6 protein-coding genes are annotated in these 4,262 nt (G+C 74.1%); 4 read left to right on the top strand and 2 right to left on the bottom strand.

The window, feature by feature from the left end:
* On the top strand, positions 1–1,079 hold a 1,079-nt coding region (locus ACOV8S_RS10520; protein WP_448317525.1), incomplete at its 5' end, for an ATP-binding SpoIIE family protein phosphatase.
* Positions 1,076–1,378 (top strand): STAS domain-containing protein, encoded by a 303-nt coding sequence (locus ACOV8S_RS10525; protein WP_448317526.1) that lies wholly within the window; start codon positions 1,076–1,078, stop codon positions 1,376–1,378. The genes ACOV8S_RS10520 and ACOV8S_RS10525, both read left to right, overlap by 4 nt.
* Before the next feature lie 64 nt (positions 1,379–1,442).
* Here ACOV8S_RS10525 and map read toward each other — a convergent pair whose 3' ends face one another.
* On the bottom strand, positions 1,443–2,300 hold the full coding sequence (gene map, locus ACOV8S_RS10530; RefSeq protein ID WP_448317527.1) for a type I methionyl aminopeptidase: 858 nt from the start codon (positions 2,298–2,300) through the stop codon (positions 1,443–1,445).
* Positions 2,301–2,364: 64 nt separating this feature from the next.
* Here map and ACOV8S_RS10535 point away from each other — a divergent pair, with 64 nt between their 5' ends.
* A complete protein-coding gene (locus tag ACOV8S_RS10535; protein WP_448317528.1) occupies positions 2,365–2,592 on the top strand; it encodes a hypothetical protein in 228 nt (75 codons plus the stop codon).
* A 26-nt stretch (positions 2,593–2,618) separates the two neighbouring features.
* On the opposite strand, the gene ACOV8S_RS10540 is transcribed toward ACOV8S_RS10535, so the two are convergent.
* On the bottom strand, positions 2,619–3,257 hold the full coding sequence (locus ACOV8S_RS10540) for a hypothetical protein (RefSeq protein ID WP_382556552.1): 639 nt from the start codon (positions 3,255–3,257) through the stop codon (positions 2,619–2,621).
* Positions 3,258–3,494: 237 nt separating this feature from the next.
* Here ACOV8S_RS10540 and npdG point away from each other — a divergent pair, with 237 nt between their 5' ends.
* Positions 3,495–4,223: an NADPH-dependent F420 reductase gene (gene npdG / locus ACOV8S_RS10545; RefSeq protein WP_448317529.1), complete on the top strand. Its 729-nt coding sequence runs from the start codon at positions 3,495–3,497 to the stop codon at positions 4,221–4,223.
* Positions 4,224–4,262: the final 39 nt, after the last annotated feature.

Below are 4,262 nucleotides of genomic sequence, written 5' to 3' on the forward strand. Positions count from 1 at the left end.
GCCGTACCGCGCTCGCCCTGCAGCGCGCCATCCTCGGCCCGGCACGGCTGCCCCAGGGCTTCGCCGTCCGCTACGAGCCGGCCGTCCCGCCCCTGGAGGTCGGCGGCGACTGGTACGACACCATCGCCCTGCCGGACGGCCGCATCGGCATCGTCGTCGGGGACTGCGTGGGCCGGGGCCTGGACGCCGCCAGCGTGATGGGCCAGCTGCGCAGCGCCTGCCGGGCGCTGCTGCTCCAGGAGGCCGGGCCCGCCCGGACGCTGGCCGCGCTGGACCACTTCGCCGCGGGCATCCCCGGCGCGCTGTGCACCACCCTGTTCTGCGGCGTGCTCGACCCGGAGACCGGACGCCTGGTCTACGCCGGCGCCGGACACCCTCCGGGGATCCTCGCGGGACCCGACGGCGAGGTGACCCTGCTCGACCGGGGCCGCTCGCTGCCGCTGGCGGTGCGGCCCGGCGCCGAGCGCCCCGAGGCGGAGTGCACGGTGTCGCCGCGCTCGACGCTGCTGCTGTACACCGACGGCCTGGTCGAGCGGCGCCGCCGCCCGCTGAGCGAGGGCATCCGCCTGGCCGGGGAGGCGCTCCAGGAGGGCCGGAACCTGCCCGCGGACGAGCTCGCCGCACGGGTCATGGACCTGCTCGCCCCCGAGGACGGCTACGACGACGACGTCGCCCTGCTGCTGTACCGGCACCCCGGGCCGCTGGAGCTGACCTTCCCGGCGCAGTCGTCGGAACTGGCCGTCACCCGCGGCACGCTGCGGGGCTGGCTGGCGCGGTGCGACCTGCCGGAGGGGATGGCCCAGCAGGTCCTGGTCGCCGCGGGGGAGGCCTGCGCCAACGCCATCGAGCACGGGCACCGGGACAGCCCCGGCGGAGCCGTCCGGCTGCTGGCCGCGACCGGCGCCGACGAGCTCAGCCTCACCGTCGAGGACAGCGGCCGCTGGAGGCCGCCCAGCGTGGAGGCGAGCCGACACCGCGGGCGGGGAATCGCGCTGATGCGCGCCATGATGCAGGAGGTCACCGTCACGCCCGGCGAGACGGGGACCACGGTTCGGATGTGGACGAGGATCGCCAAATGACGCCGCTGACCGTGACCCCCGGCACCGCGCCCGGCGGGCGGCCACTGCTGACGGTGGCCGGTGAGATCGACCTCGGCAACGCCGGGCTGCTGGCCCGCGAGCTGGAGGCACTGGAGACGACCGACGCCGCCGCCGAACGGGTGGTGGTCGACCTCACCGCCGTGGACTACTTGGACAGCGCCGGACTCAGCGTGCTGTTCGTCCACGCGGAGAGACTCGAGATCGTCGTCTCCTCGCTGCTGGAGCCGGTGCTGACGTACTCGGGCCTGACCGAGCTCGCCGTGGTCCGCGCGCCGTAGCGCGCGGGGCCCGCGGCGGGCGCCGCGGACCCACCGGCCACGGCCTGCCCCGACCCCTGCCGCCTTACGGCAGGGTGAGGATCTCGGCGCCGGTGTCGGTGACGACGAGCGTGTGCTCGAACTGGGCGGTGCGCAGCCGGTCCTTGGTGACCACCGTCCAGTTGTCGTCCCAGATCTCGTACTCGTACGTGCCCAGCGTCAGCATCGGCTCGATGGTGAACGTCATGCCCGGCTGCATCACCGTCGTGGCGTACGGGCTGTCGTAGTGCGGGATCACCAGGCCGGAGTGGAAGGAGGTGTTGATGCCGTGCCCGGTGAAGTCGCGGACCACGCCGTAGCCGAACCGCTTGGCGTACGACTCGATGACCCGGCCGATCACGTTGATCTGCCGGCCCGGCCGCACCGCCTTGATCGCGCGGTTCAGCGCCTCCCGGGTCCGCTCCACGAGCAGCCGGGACTCCTCGTCGACGTCACCCACCAGGTAGGTGGCGTTGTTGTCACCGTGCACCCCGCCGATGTACGCGGTGACGTCCAGGTTGACGATGTCGCCGTCGCGCAGCTCCGTCGAGTCGGGGATGCCGTGGCAGATCACCTCGTTGACGGAGGTGCACAGCGACTTCGGGAAGCCGCGGTAGCCCAGCGTCGACGGGTAGGCACCGTGGTCGCACATGAACTCGTGCGCGACGCGGTCGAGTTCGTCGGTGGTGACACCCGGCGCGATGTGCTTGGCGGCCTCCTCCATCGCCTGCGCGGCGATCCGGCCGGCCACCCGCATCGCCTCGACGGTCTCCGGAGTCTGCACCTCGGGGCCGGTGTACGGCGTCGGCGCGGGCTTGCCGACGTACTCGGGCCGCCTGATGTTTCCGGGTACGGATCGGGTGGGAGAAAGCTCCCCTGGTACGAGCAGCGACTGGGCAGACATGCCTGCGAGTCTAACCAGCGGGGCATACGGCATCAGCCCGTGTGGACGAGGGAAGGAGACAGGCATGGCCCTGTTCAAGAAGCGCGCGGCCGGCAAGCCGGGCGAGTGGTACTACTGCCTGCAGCACAAGAAGGTCGAGGAGGGGCCCGAGTGCCCCGCCAAGGACCGGTTCGGCCCCTACGCGACCCGCGGCGAGGCCGAGCACGCCATGGAGACTGCCCGCGAGCGCAACCTCGAGTGGGAGAACGACCCCAAGTGGCACGACCCCGCGAAGCGCGGTGACCAGGAGTAGACGGCCCTCCGGGCGGCCCGGCGGCCCTACCAGCGCGGGGGCGGCGGCGCCGTCAGCTGGTCGGCGAGACGGGACAGCCGGTCCCGGAACCTGCGCCGCCCGCGCGGCGCGGTCGCCGAGTTCTCCCCGGCCGCCGCGCTGACCAGGTGTTGCACGGTGTCCAGGTCGACGACGGCCTCCGCCCCGTCGACCGGACCCAGCAGCTCGTGCGCCATCGCCGCCAGGTCCTCGTGCCCCTCCGGCCCTCCGGGGCCCTCGGCACGGGGCCCGGCGAGCGCCAGCACCGTCGCCCCGGCGCGCCGGGCGTCGCGCACCCGCTCCAGCAGCTCGGGGCCCGTCGCGTCCGGGGCCACCACCAGCAGCGTCTCCCCGCGCCGCGCCGCCTCCAGGCGGCGGAGACCGACGGCCAGGTGGGCCGGGTCCGAGGCCCGCGCGGCGTGCCGCACCAGGGTGGGGGAGAGCTCCGGCGTCCCCGACCAGGCCGCCTCGTCCACCAGGTGGGCCGCCAGGTGCCACGGCTCGTACGCGGGCGTGCCCACCAGCAGCAGCCCGCCGCCGTGCGACACCACCGACCCGCGCAGCGCACCCGCGAACCGGCGCGTCGCGTCCAGCCACTCCGTCCCGGCCAGGACCTCGCGCAGCAGTGCCACCCGTACGGCATCCATGCGGCGCATGGTGCCGCACACCGCCGCCGGCGGTCCTTGGTTCACCGCCGATTCCCCCGAACTGACGGCCGGGACGACACGTGCTGACGTTGCCGCCCGGCGCGGCGGCCCGGAGCGTGGCCCGGCGCCGCGCGCGGGGCGGAGGCCGACGCGGTGGCCGACACCGTGGCCGACGTGCTCGCTGACGTGATCCATCCCACCGCCGAGCGGGCGCTTTCCGCACGTAAAGTCAGGCGCATGACCACTACAGACAGTGCGCGCAACGATGCGCCCCACGCCGGGCAGAAGGCCCCCGCCAAGGACCCGTGGGACCTCCCCGACGTCTCCGGGATGACCGTCGGCGTCCTCGGCGGCACCGGCGACCAGGGGCAGGGCCTCGCCTACCGCCTCGCCCGGGCCGGCCAGAAGGTGATCATCGGCTCCCGCGCCGCCGACCGCGCCCAGGCCACCGCCGAGGAGATCGGCCACGGCGTCGAGGGCGCCGACAACGCCGAGTGCGCCCGCCGCAGCGACATCGTGATCGTCGCCGTGCCGTGGGAGGGCCACGCCAAGACGCTCGAGTCGCTGCGCGAAGACCTCGCCGGGAAGCTCGTCGTCGACTGCGTCAACCCGCTGGGCTTCGACAAGAAGGGCGCCTACGCGCTCGAGGTCGAGGAGGGCAGCGCCGCCCAGCAGGCCGCCGCGCTGCTGCCGGACTCCCGCGTCACCGCCGCCTTCCACCACCTCTCCGCCGTCCTGCTCAAGGACCCGGAGATCGAGGAGATCGAGACGGACGTGATGGTGCTCGGCGAGGAGCGCGCCGACGTCGAGATCGTCCAGGCGCTCGCCGGCCGCATCCCCGGCATGCGCGGCGTCTTCGCCGGCCGTCTGCGCAACGCCCATCAGGTGGAGGCGCTGGTCGCCAACCTGATCTCGGTCAACCGCCGCTACAAGGCGCACGCGGGGCTGCGACTCACCGACGTGTGACCGCCGGGGGGCGCGAGCGCGGACAGGGGCATGGGGGAC

It is taken from the genome of Streptomyces sp. CO7, assembly GCF_053474865.1.